15 protein-coding genes are annotated in these 16,734 nt (G+C 68.9%); 10 read left to right on the forward strand and 5 right to left on the reverse strand.

The window, feature by feature from the left end; genetic code table 11:
- Nucleotides 1-73: 73 nt before the first annotated feature.
- The gene (locus ACFVJ3_RS20555; protein WP_378453772.1) at nt 74-685 is read left to right on the forward strand and encodes a malonic semialdehyde reductase; all 612 of its coding nucleotides are present in this window, start codon (nt 74-76) and stop codon (nt 683-685) included.
- Nucleotides 686-891: 206 nt separating this feature from the next.
- On the opposite strand, the gene ACFVJ3_RS20560 is transcribed toward ACFVJ3_RS20555, so the two are convergent.
- Entirely contained in the window at nt 892-1,389 is a 498-nt protein-coding gene (locus ACFVJ3_RS20560; RefSeq protein ID WP_378453773.1) for a hypothetical protein, read from the reverse strand.
- A gap of 203 nt (nt 1,390-1,592) precedes the next feature.
- Here ACFVJ3_RS20560 and ACFVJ3_RS20565 point away from each other — a divergent pair, with 203 nt between their 5' ends.
- Entirely contained in the window at nt 1,593-6,071 is a 4,479-nt protein-coding gene (locus tag ACFVJ3_RS20565) for an AAA domain-containing protein (protein WP_378453774.1), read from the forward strand.
- A gap of 32 nt (nt 6,072-6,103) precedes the next feature.
- On the opposite strand, the gene paaI is transcribed toward ACFVJ3_RS20565, so the two are convergent.
- Genes paaI through paaZ form a run of 3 tightly spaced genes read right to left on the reverse strand, consistent with a single transcriptional unit; the run spans nt 6,104 to nt 8,878 of the window.
- Nucleotides 6,104-6,517, reverse strand: coding sequence for a hydroxyphenylacetyl-CoA thioesterase PaaI (gene paaI, locus ACFVJ3_RS20570; protein WP_378453775.1), 414 nt, complete (start codon nt 6,515-6,517; stop codon nt 6,104-6,106).
- A gap of 7 nt (nt 6,518-6,524) precedes the next feature.
- Nucleotides 6,525-6,842, reverse strand: coding sequence for an EthD family reductase (locus ACFVJ3_RS20575; protein WP_378453776.1), 318 nt, complete (start codon nt 6,840-6,842; stop codon nt 6,525-6,527).
- The gene (paaZ, locus tag ACFVJ3_RS20580; RefSeq protein ID WP_378453777.1) at nt 6,839-8,878 is read right to left on the reverse strand and encodes a phenylacetic acid degradation bifunctional protein PaaZ; all 2,040 of its coding nucleotides are present in this window, start codon (nt 8,876-8,878) and stop codon (nt 6,839-6,841) included. The genes ACFVJ3_RS20575 and paaZ overlap by 4 nt, the downstream gene beginning before the upstream one ends.
- Before the next feature lie 159 nt (nt 8,879-9,037).
- On the opposite strand from paaZ, the gene ACFVJ3_RS20585 reads away from it, so the two are divergent.
- Both ACFVJ3_RS20585 and ACFVJ3_RS20590 read left to right on the forward strand, forming a co-directional pair.
- Nucleotides 9,038-10,258, forward strand: coding sequence for a thiolase family protein (locus ACFVJ3_RS20585; RefSeq protein WP_378453778.1), 1,221 nt, complete (start codon nt 9,038-9,040; stop codon nt 10,256-10,258).
- Nucleotides 10,255-10,983: an enoyl-CoA hydratase/isomerase family protein gene (locus ACFVJ3_RS20590; RefSeq protein ID WP_378453779.1), complete on the forward strand. Its 729-nt coding sequence runs from the start codon at nt 10,255-10,257 to the stop codon at nt 10,981-10,983. Before ACFVJ3_RS20585 ends, ACFVJ3_RS20590 begins: the two co-directional genes overlap by 4 nt.
- A gap of 35 nt (nt 10,984-11,018) precedes the next feature.
- On the opposite strand, the gene ACFVJ3_RS20595 is transcribed toward ACFVJ3_RS20590, so the two are convergent.
- The gene (locus ACFVJ3_RS20595) at nt 11,019-12,167 is read right to left on the reverse strand and encodes an RNA-guided endonuclease InsQ/TnpB family protein (protein ID WP_378453780.1); all 1,149 of its coding nucleotides are present in this window, start codon (nt 12,165-12,167) and stop codon (nt 11,019-11,021) included.
- A gap of 101 nt (nt 12,168-12,268) precedes the next feature.
- On the opposite strand from ACFVJ3_RS20595, the gene ACFVJ3_RS20600 reads away from it, so the two are divergent.
- The 6 genes from ACFVJ3_RS20600 to paaD all read left to right on the forward strand — a co-directional run bounded on the left by ACFVJ3_RS20600 (nt 12,269) and on the right by paaD (nt 16,733).
- The gene (locus tag ACFVJ3_RS20600; RefSeq protein WP_378453781.1) at nt 12,269-13,123 is read left to right on the forward strand and encodes a 3-hydroxyacyl-CoA dehydrogenase family protein; all 855 of its coding nucleotides are present in this window, start codon (nt 12,269-12,271) and stop codon (nt 13,121-13,123) included.
- A gap of 39 nt (nt 13,124-13,162) precedes the next feature.
- Nucleotides 13,163-13,954, forward strand: a complete 792-nt coding sequence (locus ACFVJ3_RS20605; protein WP_378453782.1) for an enoyl-CoA hydratase-related protein — start codon at nt 13,163-13,165, stop codon at nt 13,952-13,954.
- An 86-nt stretch (nt 13,955-14,040) separates the two neighbouring features.
- Nucleotides 14,041-14,994, forward strand: a complete 954-nt coding sequence (gene paaA, locus ACFVJ3_RS20610) for a 1,2-phenylacetyl-CoA epoxidase subunit PaaA (RefSeq protein ID WP_378453783.1) — start codon at nt 14,041-14,043, stop codon at nt 14,992-14,994.
- A complete protein-coding gene (gene paaB / locus ACFVJ3_RS20615; protein WP_378453784.1) occupies nt 14,991-15,296 on the forward strand; it encodes a 1,2-phenylacetyl-CoA epoxidase subunit PaaB in 306 nt (101 codons plus the stop codon). Before paaA ends, paaB begins: the two co-directional genes overlap by 4 nt.
- An 8-nt stretch (nt 15,297-15,304) precedes the next feature.
- Nucleotides 15,305-16,222: a 1,2-phenylacetyl-CoA epoxidase subunit PaaC gene (paaC, locus tag ACFVJ3_RS20620; protein ID WP_378453785.1), complete on the forward strand. Its 918-nt coding sequence runs from the start codon at nt 15,305-15,307 to the stop codon at nt 16,220-16,222.
- A 1-nt stretch (nt 16,223) separates the two neighbouring features.
- A complete protein-coding gene (gene paaD, locus ACFVJ3_RS20625) occupies nt 16,224-16,733 on the forward strand; it encodes a 1,2-phenylacetyl-CoA epoxidase subunit PaaD (protein ID WP_378453786.1) in 510 nt (169 codons plus the stop codon).
- The last annotated feature ends 1 nt before the right edge of the window (nt 16,734 follow it).

Here is a 16,734-nt window from a genome sequence, read left to right on the forward strand (position 1 = left end):
CTCCACCCTAGCAATGGTGCTAGCATCGGCCCTGCAACTAGTATTTTAGAAGTAACAAGCAGAAAGGGAGTCGATGAGTCACGCAATCTCTACTGGTAGAGGGCTCGACGAGGCGGCACGGGCGCTGCTCTACACGGCGGCGCGCACCGCCAACAGCTTCGCTCCGACGCCGGTGAGCGACGAAGAACTCGCGCAGATCTGGGAACTCGCGCGCTGGGCGCCCACGGCGGCCAACACGCAGCCGCTTCGGGTCCTGTTCGTGCGCACCGACGAGGGCCGCGCCCGTCTGGTCGAGCACATGAACGAGGGAAACAAGGCGAAGACCGCATCGGCGCCTGCCGTCGCCGTCCTCGCGGTCGACCCACGTTTCCACGACCACATCCCAGCACTGCTGCCGTTCCGTCCGGAACTCCGCGACGTGTTCGAGGCGAACGAACCGATGCGCAAGAAGACCGGGGACTTCAACGCCGCCCTCCAGGCCGGCTACTTCATCCTCGCCGTGCGGTCGCTGGGTCTGGCGGCCGGACCGATGGCCGGCTTCGACGCCGACGGGATCGACAAGGAGTTCTTCCCCGACGGACAGTGGCATTCGACCCTCGTGGTCAACATCGGCCACCCGGGCGAGAACCCCTGGTTCGACCGGCTGCCCAGGCTCGACCCGGAGGAATCCGTCTCCTGGGCTTGACGATCCGCGTCTACATGTCGTCGGGAGCGGTGCCCGGCCCCCAGCTTCCGAATTGCTCCACCACGTCCCACAGGGGGTCGGTGGGACCGAGTCGTACGTGCACTCGGCGGGCCGGGGGTCGGGCACGAACGCCCACAGGAGCGCCCCCGCCGCGCCTGCGTCCCGCGGCCCCCGGATCTCGGCGGCGATGTGCGTCGCCCGGTCCGTCAGGGTGGCACCGGTCCGGCGAGTTCGCCGATCTCACCGACCAGGAGCGGTTTGCCCAGTGCCGCAGCCTGTTCGAGACCCCGGGCGAGCCCGTTCCACTGATCGCCGGGCAGCGGAACGCCGTCGGCGCCGTAGTCGTGGTACTGCACGACGCCGACATACGGTGACGCCGAAACGAACTGGTACTCGTCGCCCGGGGTTCCGCACTGGCCACCACCGGTCAATCCCGCGGTGATCAGGGTTCGCGGATCACGTGCATGCACCTCGGCGCCCGCGGCGTCGACGAAATCGCGCAGCACCTGCGCCGCGGCGAACAAGGCGTCCATCGGCCCGAAGTCCAGCTGTCCGGTGAACCGGTTGATCGCCAGCGCCTGGAAGAGGTCGAACCCCGTCGAGCGCGAACCCGTCGGACGGGGCCGTGACCCGGGCCCCCGGCACCGGAGCTGCAGCCGACACGGAGCCACCCCCAGCGTCGTCGGTGCGACGGTCGCGATCACCGCGGCGAGCGTCGTGATGCGTCGAACCGATCATGGATGAATAGTAGAGACCGGTCGGTACGAATAGAGGTCCGAAAGGCACCCCGAGCGACCGTCCAGTCCCCCTGCCAGGGGACGACGCCTCGAACTTCACCCCCTCGACCCGATAGTGTGCACGGCGGGGGCAAGCGCACGTCATCACCGAGAATTCGCAGAGGTTTACATTGTCGAGTCCCGAAAACGACGCCGAGCTCGCAGGCCGCGTCCAGCGCCTGCTGCAGTTCCTGCGTGAGATCGTCAGGGCTCGCACGAAGCCGGTTCTCCGCGTCGACCAGCACGAACAGGTCGAATGGCTGCATCAGGACGGCCGCACGATCCAACTCGATTCCGACGCCGCGCAGGGTGACATCGTCCTGCGCGTGCCCCTCATCGGCGTCGAGGATCCGCCGGAACTGCCCACGGTCCTGGCCGGCTGGGTGGACGCGTCGGCCCGCTCCGACAGCTCGCGTTCCGACCTCGAACTGAACGCGTCCGACGCCTACGCCGAGGACTCCGACGAGGAATACGACGTGCGCCGCGCGTACGACGTCCGGCAGGCGTTCGACGCCTACGTGCCGCGCTGGCAGGCGTGGGCGAAGGCAGACCGGGAGCGTCGCCCGCACGCCGATCTGTACCAGCGGCTGCAGCGGATGTTGCAGGAGCTGAACGCCCGCCCCGAGTCGATCGAACTCGTTCTCGCGTCCGGTCTGCTGACCCTGGCAGGCGCCGGTCCGGACGACGGCGTCCAGACCCACCTCGTCACCCAGTCCGCCAGCATCCACCGCGACCCCCGGACCGGCGACCTGCTGGTGCGGCTGATCGCGGGCTCCCAGCCCCGGCTCGAAGATTCCCAGCTGTTCACCGGAATGGACGTCTACGACAGCGCGCACGCGATGCCGCTGCAGAAGCAACTGCAGGGCACCGCCGCGTCGCCGCTGAGCGACGGCGTTCGCGCACTGCTCGCGGAGTGGGCGCCGAAGTCGCTGATGACGCCTGTCACGATGCGGGACGGCGTCCGGCCGCCCGACGCCGACGCCGACGGCACCCTCACGCTGTCGCCGGCCCTGGTCCTGCGGAAGCGCAGTGCGTTCGCCCTGGTCGAGTATTACGAGCAGATGATCTCCCACCTCGAACGCGACGGCGCGACGGTTCCGCTCGGACTCGCGCAGCTGGTCGAGGCGATCGAACCGGCAGACCGGCTGTCGTGGCTCGAGCGCACCGGCGCCGCCACCTCGTCGACGCTCGCCGAGGACCCGCTCTTCCCGCTCCCGGCCAACGCCGAGCAGTCGCAGATCATCGAGCGGCTCGGCGGCGACAGCGGAGTGGTGGTCGAGGGCCCGCCCGGCACGGGCAAGACCCACACGATCGCCAACCTGGTGTCGGCGCTGCTCGCACGCGGCCAGCGGGTGCTCGTCACGAGCGAGAAGGCGCAGGCGCTCCGGGTGCTGAGGGACAAGCTCCCGCCCGAGATGCAGGAACTGTGCGTCTCCATCACCGACCTCTCCCGCGGCGGCTCAGACGAGCTCACCCGGAGCGTCGCGACGATCGCCGAGCGGAAGTCGTCGTTCAACCCGCACAGTGAGGGCCAGAAGATCGCCGATCTGCGTGCCCAGCGGGACGAGGCGGTGGAGAAGCGGGCCGTCGTGCTCGAGCAGGTGAAGGCGCTGCGCGAGTCCGAGACCTACCTCCACGACGCTGTCGCGGACGGCTACGAGGGCACCGCCGCCACCATCGTCCGCAAGGTCATGGGCCTGCAGGACGCCTTCGAGTGGCTTCCCGGTCCGCTGCTGAGCGAGCAGCCGCCCCTCACCGGCACCGAGGTCGAGACGCTGCGACGGCTGTCTGTGACGGCGTCCCCCGAACGTGCGCAGCGGTCCCGCCAGACGCTTCCCGCGCTCGACTCGCTGCTGCCCAACCGGGCCGAACTCGAACGGCTCTGCTCGCGGGCATCGACCAGCGTCCCCATCGACACCCCGCAGTCGGCGCATCTACTCGAGGTCCTCGGGGGTGTCGACCCCGAGACCGCGTACACCGTTCGCCGGCACTGCAAGGAACTGCAGGCGCGCGCCCACGACGTCCTCGACCTCGACGGCCAGTTCCAGAGCCTCGCCGACACGGTCCTCGCCGGCCGGGCGACGCACCTGTGGGGTCGTCTGGACGCCCTGCCCGCGATCGTCGAGGCGGCCGCTGCCGCCGACCGCTACATCGGCGCGCACGACATCCAGTGCGCCGTCATGACCCGACCCGCCCTGCAGGCGGTCGGTGCGCTCGCCGTCGCGATGGAATCCGGCGCCGTCGAGTGGAAGGCGCGCTTCCGTCGCAGCGACGAGCAGAAGGCCGTCGAAGAACTCGGCCTCGACGCCACCGTCGACGGCGCACCCGCCACGACTGCCGCCACGGTGCGGCTCGTGACCGAGCACCTGCGCGCCCACGACGCCGCGCAGACCGCCGCCACCCTGCTGGCCGATCTTCGGATTCCGGTGGACATGAACGGTTCCCGTGCCGTCCAGGTCGACAGCCTCAACATGATCGTCGGCCGGGTGGCCCGCGTGCGTGCCCTGCTCGTCGCCCGCGACGCGCTGGCCCGCGAGCTGTTCGCGCTGTCCCCGAACGCGCCGCGGATCCGCACGCTCGCGGACGCCGTCGCGGTGGCCGGGGCCGCAGAAGCGATCACCACCCGCGCCGACGTGGACAGTGCCCGTGCGGAACTCGACGCCATCGTCTCGGCCGTCTCCACCGAGGTCGACGCGGGACCGTCACCGGAAGGCACCGCTCTGGTGGCGGCGCTCGATCAGGCCGACAACGCGGCCCTCTCCGACGCCCTCGCCCGCTACGCAACCGCCCGCGTCGAGCAGCAGGATCAGCGGCTGTTCGACGAACTGTCCGACAAACTTTCACCCGTCGCCCCGGCGCTGTACGAATTGGTGCGCAGGACGGCAGCGCTCACCGAGTGGGACGAGATGAGCTGGCAGATGTCGGAGGCCTGGGCGTGGCGCCGCGCCCGTCAATGGGTCACCGAGCAGCACCGTGCCGGTCGTGAGCAGGAACTGGAAGCCGAACTCAACGCCGTCGACGCGGATCTCGCACACCTGACGGCACGGCTCGCGGCGTCGACCGCCTGGCGTGACTGCCTCGAGCATCTGACGGCGGATCAGGTCCGGGCGCTGCAGACGTATCGCGAGCACATCTCGAGCATCGGTGCAGGTGCTGGGAAGTACGCCGAGAAGTACCGCAGCGCAGCACGATCCGCGATGGGTGAGGCGCAGGGCGCCGTGCCCGCGTGGGTGATGCCGCTGCAGCAGGTCCTCGCGTCCATCCCGCCCGTTCCCGGCAGCTTCGACGTCGTCATCGTCGACGAGGCGAGCCAGGCCGACATCACCAACCTGTTCCTGCTGTGGCTGGCGCCGCGGGTGATCGTCGTCGGCGACGACAAGCAGTGCGCACCCGCCGACATCCCCACCACCGGCACCCTCGACGACGTGTTCACCCGGCTGGACGCCTACCTACCGGACCTTCCGGAGTACGTCCAGGCCACGCTCACGCCGCGGTCGAGCCTGTTCTCGATCCTTCGGACCAGCTTCGGGCAGGTGGTCCGGCTCCGCGAGCACTTCCGCTCGATGCCCGAGATCATCAACTGGTCGAGCACCCAGTTCTACGGCGAACTGCCTCTCGTCCCGGTGCGGCAGTTCGGCGCGGACCGGCTTCCGCCGCTGAAACATACGTACGTATCCGACGCCACCGTGTCGGGCAAGGACGCGTCGCTGACCAACCACATCGAGGCCGCCGCCCTCGTCGACCAGCTCATCGAATGCCTCGTCGACCCCCGTTATGACGGCAAGACGTTCGGAATCGTCGTGCTGCAGGGGCAGTCCCAGGTCGACGCCATCCGGACCGAACTCGTCAAGCGCATCGGCATCGAACAGTGGGAGCAGCGGCGACTGCGGGTCGGGACGCCGCCCGACTTCCAGGGCGACGAACGAAGCGTCGTCTTCCTGTCGATGGTCGTGGGACCCGAGCAGAACTTCGCACCGTTGACGGCGAACCAGTACAAGCGGCGGTTCAACGTCGCGGCGACACGCGCGCAGGACCAGCTGTGGCTGTTCCACTCCGTGACCGTCGACGAACTGAAGCGGGCCGACCTGCGCAACTCCCTGCTCAGCTACGTGATGTCGACGTCGCCGGCACCGGCCGACCCCATGCCGCAGGACGTCGACCGCGACGTCCGGATCCCCCCGTTCGACAATCTACTCGAGCAGCGGGTGTTCACCGACATCGCCGAACGTGGCTATCACGTCAATTCCCAAGTCGAGGTGAACAATCGGCGCATCGACCTCGTCGTCACCGGCGGCACCATGAGACTCGCCGTCGAATGCGACGGCGACGCGTTCTCGACCACCCCGGAACAGCGGATCGCGGACCTCGAACGCGAGCAGGAACTCAAACGGTGCGGCTGGACGTTCTGGCGGGTTCGGGAGTCGGAGTACTACCTCGACCCGAAGACCGCCCTGTCGACTCTGTGGGACACGCTGGACAACCTGGGCATCGCGCCGCACGCGGTGGATCACGCGATCGCCATCGAGGCGGCCGCCACCGAGCGGGCAGCGCGCGACGCCGCGTCCGAGCGCGGAAAGCACGCGGCCCCGTTAGGCGCTTCGCGCCCGTGAGTACTTATTAACGTCCCGCGGTTAACAAGTACTCACGGGCGCGGCTGCGCACGACTGTCGCCGCGGAACTCGGCGATGACGTCGTCGCCGCGCCGGACGGTGACGTCGTAGATGCCGTTGCGCCCGTAGCGTGCCCGCTCCACGGCCTCGGCGACGAGGGTGTCGCCGAGGCGGGTGGAGGTGAGGAACCGGATGTCGGCGCGGGCGGCGACGGCGGGAGAGTCGTAGCCGTTGCACGCCATCGCGAATGCGGTGTCGGCGAGGGCGAAGACGAAACCGCCGTGGGTGATGCCGTGGCCGTTGACCATGGTCTCACTCACGACCATCGACGCGACCGCGTGGCCGGGGCTGAGTTCGAGGATCTCGATGCCGAGCGCCTGGGACGCGTTGTCGGCCTCGAACATCTTCCGCGCGATACGGCATTCCGCGGATGCGTCGACAGTCATGGTTCTCCTACTGGTTGTAGACGGATTCTTCTTCTTGGACGTACATGGTGACGCCGCCGGTGGCGAAGTTGCGGACGTCCTTGCCCGTCTGCTTCATCTCCTCGGACTGCAACCCGGACTTCATGGTGTCGGCGTCGGGGAAGACGAGGCTCGCCACGGCGTAGTACGGCGGCTTCCCGCCGTCGAGGGCGCTGCACTTGCCCCAGGTGAAGTCGGACAGGCCGGGGACCTTGCGGGCCAGCGGCATGTGGGTGTCGCGGTAGTAGGCGTCGAACGCCTCGGGGTCATCGGGGTGGCCGTAGCAGACGGCGACCTTGAAGGTCATGCGTTTTCTCCTTTGGCGACGAGGGTGAGAACGTCGTACGTTGCGACGGGATCGCCGTCCTGGTTGACGACGACTGCATCCCAACGGACTTCACCGTAGTCCGCACTGCTGCGCGGGGTGATGAGCTTCGCGGTCAGGGTGACGGTGAGGCTGTCGTCGGCCTTGACGGGGGTGAGGAACCGGAGGTTGTCGACGCCGAAGTTGGCGAGGACGGGACCGGGATTCGGTTCGACGAACAGACCGGCGGCGAGGGAGACGACGAGGTATCCGTGGGCGACGATGCCGCCGAACAGCGGGTTGGCGGCTGCGGCCTCGGGGTCGGTGTGGGCGTAGAACGTGTCGCCGGTGAATTCGGCGAAGTGGTCGATGTCGGCGAGGGTGACCTGGCGGGGGCCGCCGACGATGGTGTCGCCGATTCGCAACTGCGCGAGGTTCTTCCGGAACGGGTGGACGCCGTCGTCGTTGCGCTGGGAACCGGTGACCCACTTGTTTCCGACCGCGGTCAGGATGTCGGGGGTGGCCTGGACCGCGGTGCGCTGCATGTGGTGCAGGATGCCGCGGATGCCGCCGAGTTCCTCACCGCCGCCTGCGCGTCCGGGACCGCCGTGCACGAGGACGGGCAGGGGTGAGCCGTGGCCGGTGGATTCCTTGGCGTCGTCGCGGTTGAGGACGAGGACGCGGCCGTGGAACGGGGCGAGGCCCAGCACGATGTCGCGGGCGAGTGCGGAATCGCGGGTGACGAGGGAGGCGACGAGGCTGCCCTTGCCGCGGGCGGCGAGTTCGATGACCTCTTTGGTGCTGTCGTATCCGATGACGGTGCTGACGGGACCGAAGGCCTCGATGTCGTGGGGTTCGGTGGCGTCCTTGTCGTCGGAGCGCAGCAGGATCGGCGGCAGGAACGCGCCGGTCGCCTTGTCCGCGCCGACGACCTCGAAGTTCTCCGGGTCGCCGACCACGATCTGCGCCGACTTGGTCAGGCCGCGAAGCGATTTCAGTACCTCGTCGCGCTGTTCGATGCTGGCGAGCGCACCCATCGTGACGCCGTCGGCGTCGGGGGCGCCGACCACGACACGCGACAGCCGGGCCTCGGCCGCGGCGATGACGTCGTCCATCAACGCGGACGGCACGAATGCGCGCCGGATGGCGGTGCACTTCTGGCCGGCCTTCACCGTCATCTCGGTGACGAGCTGCTTGACGTAGAGGTCGAATTCCTCGCTGCCGACCTCGACGTCGGAGCCGAGGATCGACGCGTTCAGCGAATCGGCCTCGGCGTTGAAGTGGACGCCCTCACCGACGACGTTCGGATGCGCCCGCAGGGTGGCCGCGGTGTCGGCGGATCCGGTGAACGCCACGGAGTCCTGCCCGCCGAGGTGGTCGAGCAGCCCGCGGGCGCTCCCTGACAGCAGCTGGACCGAACCCTCGGGCAGCAGCCCGGACTCGATGATGCGACGGAACACGAGCTCGGTGAGGTAGGCCGACTGGCTCGCGGGCTTCACGATCGACGGGACGCCGGCGATGAACGCGGGGGCGAGCTTCTCGAGGAAGCCCCACACCGGGAAGTTGAACGCGTTGATCTGGACGGCCACGCCGCGACGCGAGGTGTAGACGTGCTGGCCGAGGAATGTGCCCTTCTTGCCCAGCTGCTCGAAGGCGCCGTCGAGGTAGACGGTGTCGTTGGGCAGTTCCCGCCTGGCCTTGCTGGCGTAGCTGAGGAGGGTGCCGAAGCCGCCGTCGATGTCGACACCGGAGTCGCGCTTGGTGGCGCCGGTCGAGGTGGAGAGGGCGTAGAACTCGTCCTTGCCGGCCATGAGGGTGAGGGCGAGCGCCTTGAGGGCGGCGGCGCGCTCGTGGAAGGTCAGCTTCGCGAGCGCCGGTCCGCCCACCTCGCGGGCGTAGGTCACCATCGCGCCGAGGTCGAGACCGGTCGCGGAGATGCGCGCCACCTCGTTGCCGTCGACCGCGCTCAGCAGCGGGGTTCCCTCGTCCGGCGCGGTGTACCAGCGTCCGGCGGCGTAGCTTTCCAGTAACTTGCTCACGACAACTCCATTTCACCGTACGTTCGGTCGGTTAACAGAATCGTCGCTTCCGCCGCTGGTTGTCAAGGGAGGATGGCAATTTCTTGTGTGCCACCTCCCCTTGCGTACCGACCGAAGATTCGGTTATTAATAGACGGCACCCCCGTGAAGGAGAAGACTGTGGCCGAAGTGTTTCTGGTGGACGGAGCCCGTACCCCGCAGGGTCGATACGGCGGAGCGCTCGCAGGAGTGCGCCCCGACGACCTTGCCGGCCTCGTCGTGGCCGAGGCAGCCCGCCGGGCCGGAATCCCCGGCGACGCCGTCGACGAGGTGATCCTCGGCGCCGCCAACCAGGCGGGCGAGGACAACCGCGACGTCGCCCGCATGGCCGTGCTGCTCGCGGGCCTGCCCGACAGCGTCCCCGGCTACACGGTGAACCGCCTGTGCGCGAGCGGTCTGACCGCCGTCGCGTCCGCCGCGCACACCATCCGCAGCGGTGAGGCCGACATCGTGATCGCCGGCGGCGTCGAGTCGATGACCCGCGCACCCTGGGTGATGGCCAAGCCCGGCACCCCGTGGGCACGCCCCGGCGAGGTCGCCGACACCTCGCTCGGCTGGCGCTTCACGAACCCGCGGTTCGCCGCCGCCGACCGCGACATTCCGGCCGGCGCCGGACCGGACGTCCGCAAGGTGACGCTGTCGATGGGCGAGACGGCCGAGGAGGTCGCCGCGCTCGAGGGCATCACCCGCGCCGAGAGCGACGCCTTCGCGCTGCGCAGCCAGGAACGGGCGATCGCGGCGGTGGACGCCGGCCGGTTCGAGCGCGAGATCGTTCCCGTGCCGGTGCGCGACGGTGAACTCACCGCCGACGAGACCCCGCGACGGGGAACCACTCTGGAGAAGCTCGGCAAGCTGAAGCCGGTGTTCCGCAAGGACGGCATCGTGACCGCCGGCTCGTCGTCCTCCCTCTCGGACGGCGCCGCGGCCTTGGTCGTCGCGAGCGAGGCGGCGGTGGAGAAGTACGGCCTGACCGTCCGCGGCCGCATCGTCACCAGCGCCAGCGCGGGCATCGCCCCCAACGTCATGGGTCTGGGCCCGGTCCCGGCCACCCGGAAGGCGCTCGCCCGCGCCAACTGGTCGATCTCCGACCTCGGCGCCGCCGAACTCAACGAGGCCTTCGCGGCGCAGTCGCTCGGGGTGATCCGGCAGCTGAAGCTCGACGAGTCGATCGTCAACGCGGACGGGGGCGCCATCGCACTCGGCCACCCGCTGGGCTGCTCGGGTGCGCGGATCCTGCTGACGCTGCTCGGCCGGATGGAACGCGAAGGCGCCCGCCGTGGGCTGGCCACGCTGTGCGTGGGCGTCGGCCAGGGCGTCGCGATGCTGATCGAGGCGCCGTGAACACACTGAAGATCGAGGACCGCGCCGACCGGATGGTGGTCACACTGCACCGTCCCGCACAGCGCAACGCGATCAACGCGGAGATGATCGGCGAACTGCACCAGGTGTGCGCCGCGTTGGAGGCGACACCCAAGCCGATGCTGCTGACCGGCGAGGGCGACCACTTCGCCGGCGGCGCCGACATCGCCGAACTGCGCGAGCGCGGCCGCGACGAGGCGTTCGCCGGCATCAACCGCACTCTCTTCGACCGCATCGCGAAGCTGCCGCTGCCCACCGTCGCCGCGGTGAGCGGGTACGCGCTCGGCGGCGGCGCCGAACTGTCCTACGCCTGCGACATCCGCATCGCCACCGAGACCGCCGTCTTCGGGAACCCGGAGCCGGGGCTGGGCATCATGGCCGCCGCCGGGGCCAGCTACCGGCTGCCCGAATTGGTGGGCAAGTCCGTCGCCAAGCAGGTCCTCCTCGGCGGCCGGAACCTCGACGCGCAGGACGCGCTGCGCAGCGGACTCGTGATGAGCGTCGTCGCACCCGGCGAGCACATCGACGCAGCGCACAAGGTCATCGACCGCATCACCCGGTCGGCGCCGCTGGCGCTCAAGCTGACGAAGATGATCGTCGACGCACCCGGCTCGCACCCGTTCGCCGACGACATCGCCCAGGCGGTGCTGTTCGAGAGCCGCGACAAACACGATCGTATGACTGCGTTTCTGGAGAAGAGAAGTTAACGGTTCTCCACGGCTGAAGCCGGGGGATTTCAACCTCAGGCGGCACCCGAAACCACCTTGGGAGGAGGCTCCGAATGTCTGACACCCTCAACGGAAGTGTGGCCCCGTTCTGCCACAGCCAAGATCGTCTTGGCGGCGTTGCGGTCCCGGTCCTCGATCAGTCCACAGGCGGGGCAGGCGAAAGTGCGTTCGTTCAGCGGCAGCCGCTTGGTTCTCGCAAAGCATCCGCTGCACGTCATCGTCGTGTAGGCGGGCTGCACCAACACCACCTTCCGGCCTGCCCGCTCGGCATACTCGATCAGCGTCCGCTTGATGGTCGACACGGCAGCGTCAGCTGCCTTGCGTGCCATGGTGGACCCGGCGAGGAACCTCGGCCGGAAGTCTTCAACAGCGATGGTCTGGTGGCCGGCGACGACGCGCCGCGCCCACACTCTGCCGGTGTGGACGTTTTGCCGCTGCGCCTTCTTGGCGACCTTCGCCGCCTCACGCTTGGCGCGCTGGTACCCCTTCGTCTGTGCCTGCCCGCGCGGCTTACGGCGGCGTGCCATCTTCCGCTGCGCCTTCGCCTGCTCGACCGCAGAGCGGCGTCGGTGCCCGGTGTGCGGCAGGTCGTAGGCCGGATCAGTGGTAGTGGCCGTGGTGGACACGCCCCAGTCGATCCCGATGGACCCTTCGACTTTCGGGGACGCCTCGATCTCGCGACGCACGACGAGGGAGGCGTACCAGTGCCCCAGCGAATCCTGGTACACCCGAACGCTGGTGGGCTCGGACGGCAGGTCGCGGGACCACACCACCGGAATCGTTACGCCCTTCGGCAGATGCAGCCGTCCGTCTTTAATGCCGAATCCGCGGGTGGTGTACTCCAGCGACGGCAGCGAGTCCTTGCGCTTCTTGGCACGTGGGCGGCCACGGCCTTTCACGGTGAACGAGTGATCCAGCGTCTGGGCGAACTGGCGGAGCATTTGCTGCTGGGCCACCTGCGACCCCTCCCGCAGCCAAGAGTGATCCCGACGCGTCGCGGTCAGCAGCTTCGACAGCTTGGCGAACGTCGGCTTGCGTCCGGACTCGAACTGGTGGACGGCTTCGTTCCACAACCAACGGCAGCGGCCCCACTCATCGAGGAGCGCACGCTCGGCCTGTGCGCCGGGGCGCAGCCGGAAGCTGTAGCGCACGACTTCCTCCACACCGACACCCTAACGAGAGGCACTGACATGCACCCGTATCCCCACGCACCACGCCCTTTCCTTCTCATGGCCGAAGCCGGGGGCTTCTCGGGCGGTATGCGATGACGAGCACAGCACCGAAGAATGTCGGCGTGGTCGGCGGCGGCCGGATGGGCGCGGGCATCGCGCAGGTCTTCGCCACCCTCGGATCCACTGTCACCATCGCCGAGAGCGGCGACCGGGAGGCGGCCCGCAAGCGGGTGTCCGACGGGCTCGACCGCGCGCACGAACGCGGCAAGCTCGGCGACGTCGATCCCGCGACGATTCTCGGACGGGTGTCCACGGTGGCCGCCCCCGATGCGTTTCCGCCGGCCCTGGATCTGGTGGTCGAGGCGGTACCGGAGTTGGTGGACCTCAAGCTGTCCGTGCTCGCGCTCGTCGAGAAGACGGTCGACCCGTCGACGGTGATCGCCAGCAACACCAGTTCGATCTCCATCGCCGAACTCGGCAGCGCCCTCAGCGATCCGGCCCGGCTGATCGGCATGCACTTCTTCAACCCGGTTCCGGCGTCGACGCTCGTCGAGATCGTCCGCGCCCCCGCGACCGACGCCGGTGTGGTCGAGAAGGTGCGTGAGTGGGTCGCCCTGCTCGGCAAGACCGAGGTGCTGGTCAACGATTCCCCGGGCTTCGCGACGAGCCGTCTCGGCGTGTGCCTCGGGCTCGAGGCGATCCGGATGCTCGAGGAAGGCGTCGCCGACGCCGAGTCCATCGACCGGGCCATGGAATTGGGCTACCGGCACCCGATGGGACCGCTGCGGTCCACCGATCTCGTCGGACTGGACGTCCGGCTCGCGATCGCCGAGCACCTCGCGAAGACGCTCGGCGACCGGTTCGCACCGCCCGCGCTGCTGCGCGAAAAGGTCGCCAACGGAGAACTCGGCCGCAAGACCGGCCAGGGATTCTTCACCTGGTCCTGACGGGCCACCCACACCACAACCAGCAGGAGGCACATTCTCATGAGCACTGACGACGTGGTCGGACTTTCCGTGGACGCGGGACTGGCCACCATCACCCTGCGCCGCGCAGGCGCGTCCAACGCCCTGGACCGCGCGGTGAAGGAACAGTTGCTGGCGGCGGTGGAGAAGGTCGCCGCCGACGACAGCGTGCGTGCCCTGCTGCTGCAGGCGGAGGGAAAGAACTTCTGCGTCGGCCAGGACCTGGCCGAGCACGTCGCCGGGCTCGAGGCGGACCCCGCGCACGCGATGGATACCGTCGCCGAGCATTACAACCCGCTGCTCCGGGCGCTGGCCGGGGTCCGCGTCCCGGTCGTCGTCGCGGTCGGTGGGGCCTGCGTCGGGGCGGGGCTGGGCATCGCCCTGGCCGCCGACATCCGGATCGCGGGGGAGGGTGCGAAGTTCGCCACGGCCTTCACGGGGATCGCGCTGGCCGGCGACTCCGGGCTGAGCCACACCCTGGTGCAGGCGCTCGGACCGAGCCGGGCGACCGGGCTGATGATGCTCGGCGACCGGTTCACGGCGGCGCAGGCGCTGGACTGGGGACTGGTCCACCGGGTGGTCCCCGACGCCGAACTGGGGGAGGCGGCCGTCGCGCTGGCGCGAAAGCTCGCCGACGGTCCCACGGCCGCGTATGCGCAGGTCAAGGCTCTGGTCTCGGCGGCGTCGGCTGGGCTGTCGGAGGCGCTCGAGCGGGAGCGCGAGGCCGCGGAGCAGCTCGGCCGGTCGAAGGACCACCGCAGCGCGGTCGACGCGTTCCTCGCGAAGCGCACGCCTGTCTTCGAGGGCCACTGACGTAATTCGGCTCCCGCCCTTGTGTGGGCGGGAGCTGACATGCATACTTGATACCAACCGATCATTCGGTAATAGAGGTAGGACATATGACCACGTCACACGCTTCCGATGAGCTGCAAACGCTCTTCGATGACACCATCGCAGCCGACCGGAGGGTCGAGCCGCGGGACTGGATGCCCGACGGCTACCGCAAGACGCTGATCCGGCAGATCGCGCAGCACGCGCATTCGGAGATCATCGGCATGCAGCCGGAGGGCAACTGGCTCACCCGCGCGCCGTCGCTGCGTCGCAAGGCGATCCTCATGGCGAAGGTCCAGGACGAGGCCGGACACGGCCTGTACCTGTACTCGGCGGCCGAGACGCTCGGAGTCGACCGGGCCGACCTCACCGAGAAGCTGATCGAAGGCAAGCAGAAGTACTCCTCGATCTTCAACTACCCGACGCTTACCTACGCCGACGTCGGCGTGATCGGCTGGCTCGTCGACGGCGCCGCGATCTGCAACCAGGTCCCGTTGTGCCGCAGCTCCTTCGGGCCGTACGCGCGGGCGATGATCCGGGTGTGCAAGGAGGAGTCGTTCCACCAGCGTCAGGGCTTCGAACTGCTGATGACGATGATGCGCGGCACCGACGCCCAGCGCGAGATGGTGCAGGAGTCGGTGAACCGCTGGTGGTGGCCGGCGCTGATGATGTTCGGACCGCCGGACGATCAGTCGCCCAACTCCGAGCAGTCCATGAAGTGGCGCATCAAGCGGCACACCAATGACGAACTCCGTCAGCGGTTCGTCGACATGTCCATCCCGCAGGCCGAGGTGCTCGGCGTGACGTTCCCGGATCCGGACCTGAAGTGGAACGCCGAGCGCGGCGCTCACGACTTCGGAGAGCCCGACTGGAGCGAGTTCATGCAGGTGATCAAGGGCAACGGCGCCTCGAGCGTCGAGCGCGTCGCCAACCGGCGGGCAGCACACGAGAACGGGGCGTGGGTGCGGGAGGCCGCGACGGCCTTCGCCCGCCGCGAGAGCAGCAAGGAGAACGCACGATGAGCACGGACGACACCGCAGTGCGCGCGGACTGGCCCCTGTACGAGGTGTTCCTGCGCGGCAAGCGCGGACTCAACCACGTCCACGTCGGATCCCTGCACGCCGCCGACGACGAGATGGCCGTTCGGCACGCCCGGGACGTCTACACCCGCCGCAACGAGGGCGTGAGCATCTGGGTGGTGCGGTCCAGTTCGATCGTGGCGTCCAGCCCGTCGGAGAAGGATCCCTTCTTCGCGCCCAGCGGCGACAAGGTCTACCGGCACCCCACGTTCTACGAGATCCCCGACAACGTTCCCCACATGTGAGGCTGACGATGACCGACCACGACAATGCTTACGACGGCCTCGTCGACGAAGACAGCCACGGCCAGTGGGCGTTCGGCACCAGCTTCGACGACCCCCTCGCCGGCGTCGACACCACGGTTCCGGAGGACGTCGACCTCTCCGCGCTGGCCGGCTATTGCCTGATGCTCGGTGACGATGCCCTGATCAGTTCGCAGCGCCTCGCCGAGTGGAGCACGCGCGCACCGGAACTCGAGGAAGAGGTGGCGCTCGCGAACGTCGGGCTCGACCTGCTCGGTCAGGCGCGACTACTGCTCGCCCGTGCGGCCGCGGCGGACGCGTCGGTCGTGCCGCACATCTCGGACACGAGCCCGATTCCCGCCGAGGACGCGCTCGCGTTCTTCCGGGACGAGAATCGGTTCCGCAACACCCGGTTGGCCGAACTCGACAACGGCGACTTCGCTCAGTCGATCACGCGACTGCTGGTGTTCTCGACGTGGCGCCTCGCGCTGTTCGATCGTCTCCGTACGTCCCGGGACCCGGTCCTCGCGGCGGTCGCGGTGAAGGGCGTCAAGGAACTCACCTACCACCGCGACTACGCGGCCCGCTGGGTTGTGACGCTCGGCTGCGGCACGGAGGAGTCGAAGACCAGGATGGAAGCGGCGCTAACCCACGTGTGGCCGTACGTCGAGGAACTGTTCGTCCCGACCACCGAGGAGCTCGCGCTCGCGGCGGTGGGGGTGGGCGTCGACCCGCGGGACGTGCGTGAGGAATTCGATTCCGTGCTCGAGCAGGTGCTGCACGCCGCCGAGCTCACCGCACCGACCGGCCGGACCGTCGGCACCGTCGGAGGTAGGGCAGGCCGGCAGGGACTGCACACCGAGGCTCTCGGACTGCTGCTCGCCGAGATGCAGAGCGTGGCCCGGGCGCACCCCGAAGGAGTGTGGTGACATGACCACCGCAGTGCGCAGCGACGCCCGCCGCCTCGCCGAATCCGTGCTCGACCCCGAGATGCCGATGCTCACGCTCGCCGATCTCGGTGTGCTGCGCGACGTCGAGGAATACGCCGACGGGTCGGTGGTCGTGACCATCACCCCCACCTATTCCGGTTGCCCCGCGATGGCCACCATGCGGGACGACATCGAGCACACCCTGCAGGACGCCGGGTTCGGCAGCGTCGAGGTCCGGACCGTCCTGTCGCCGCCGTGGAGCACGGACTGGATCAGCGAGGACGGCAGGCGCAAGCTCCGCGAGAGCGGCTACTCGACACCCGGTCCCGCGCCGCGACGCACATCGGGTCCGGTGCCGTTGACGCTCACCGTCAAGCCGCGAGCCGTGGCATGCCCCAACTGCCACTCGGCGAACACCAGGCTCGACTCGGAATTCGGGGCGACGCTGTGCAAGGCCCTCTACCGGTGCCTCGACTGCCTCGAGCCCTTCGATCACGTGAAGGAAATCTGAC

Source organism: Rhodococcus sp. NPDC127593, from assembly GCF_042671975.1.
Lineage (GTDB): Bacteria > Actinomycetota > Actinomycetes > Mycobacteriales > Mycobacteriaceae > Rhodococcus_F.